The 1,363-nt window shown below is 68.2% G+C and carries 1 protein-coding gene; it reads left to right on the plus strand.

From position 1 onward, the window contains the following. Positions 1-110 precede the first annotated feature (110 nt). A partial coding sequence (locus NFW30_RS12515; protein WP_295372203.1) for a carbohydrate porin occupies positions 111-1,363 on the plus strand: 1,253 nt, incomplete at its 3' end.

Below are 1,363 nucleotides of genomic sequence, written 5' to 3' on the forward strand. Positions count from 1 at the left end.
GATGCGCGCGGCCTTCCCTGAAGTCAACTCTGTTGCATCTGCAACAGAACCATGTTGAAATGACGTCAACAAGAGTCAAGAGTCTTTTGCACAGCGAGAGGAGGAAGGGCATGTCGATGCAGGAGAAATCGTTTGGCAACAGGGGACTGGCGGCCTTGCTCGCCGGCCTGCTGCTGTCCGGAATCCCCGGCCTGGCCGCCGGCGAGGCCGCTGCAGGGGCGCCGGCCCCGGCAAGCGGCGATCAGGTGGCCGCGCCAACGCAGAGTGCCGGCAACGACGACAACGAAGACAAGGCGCCGGACTGGCAGGCGAGCACGCTCGGCGGTGACTGGGGCGGCGCCCGGCGGCGGCTTTTCGCCGCCGGCGTCCAGGTCGACCTCGTCTACACCGCCGACTACCTGCGCAACAACAGCGGCGGCCTCAGGCGCGGCGGTGGCTACATGGGCAACATCAACCTCGCCATCGGGCTCGACGGCGAGAAGCTCCTCGGCTGGCGCGGCGGCTCGGCGTACCTGGCCCTGATCAGCAACAGCGGCCAGCGCGTGAACCTCAACGATGTGGGCAGCTTCATGGGCGTCGACAATCTCGAGGCGCCGGTCAACCGCACCGGCATCTTCGAGGCTTGGCTGCAGCAGTCGTTCCTCGACGGCAAGGCCTCGCTGCGCGCCGGTCTCTACCCGCTCGACAGCGAGTTCTACGTCACCGACTCGTCTGGCGTGTTCCTCCACCCCTCGTTCGGCATGGCCGCCGAGGTCGCCGACTTCGGTAGTCTGGCCGGCCCGTCGATCTACGCCACGAGCAGTTACGGCGCCCGCCTGCGGATCGACCCCGACCCGGCCTGGTACGCGATGCTGGCCATCAGCCGCGGCATTCCCAGCGAGCGAATCGACACCGCCGGCCCCAACATCAGTTGGCGCAAGAGCACCGGCAGCCTGCTGATCGGCGAAGTCGGCTTCAGTCCAGTGCAGGCGGGGCTTCTGGGCGATTGCTTCGGCCCGGCCGGCGATGACGACGACTACACGCCGATCAGCAAGGTGGCCCTCGGCGCCTGGCGCTACGCGCCACGCTTCGAGCAACTGACTGCGGTCGATGCCAACGACGAGCCACGCGACTCGCGGCACTGGGGTGCCTACCTGCTGGCCGAGCAGACCGTCCATCGCGTCCCCGGAACGAAGCGCGACCTCAGCCTCTTCGCCCGCTACGGCTTCACCGACGGGCGCACCAGCACGCTCGGCCACTCGCTGAGTGCCGGCATGAGCTTCCGTGGCCCGTTCCCCGGTCGCGAAGACGATGTCTTCGGCATTGCGGCGACGCGCGCGCACGCCGATCCGCAGGGGCGTGCCCTGCTGGCCGACGAATCCGG

The organism is Accumulibacter sp., from assembly GCF_023806635.1.
In the GTDB taxonomy this organism is placed as follows: Bacteria; Pseudomonadota; Gammaproteobacteria; order Burkholderiales; family Rhodocyclaceae; genus Accumulibacter.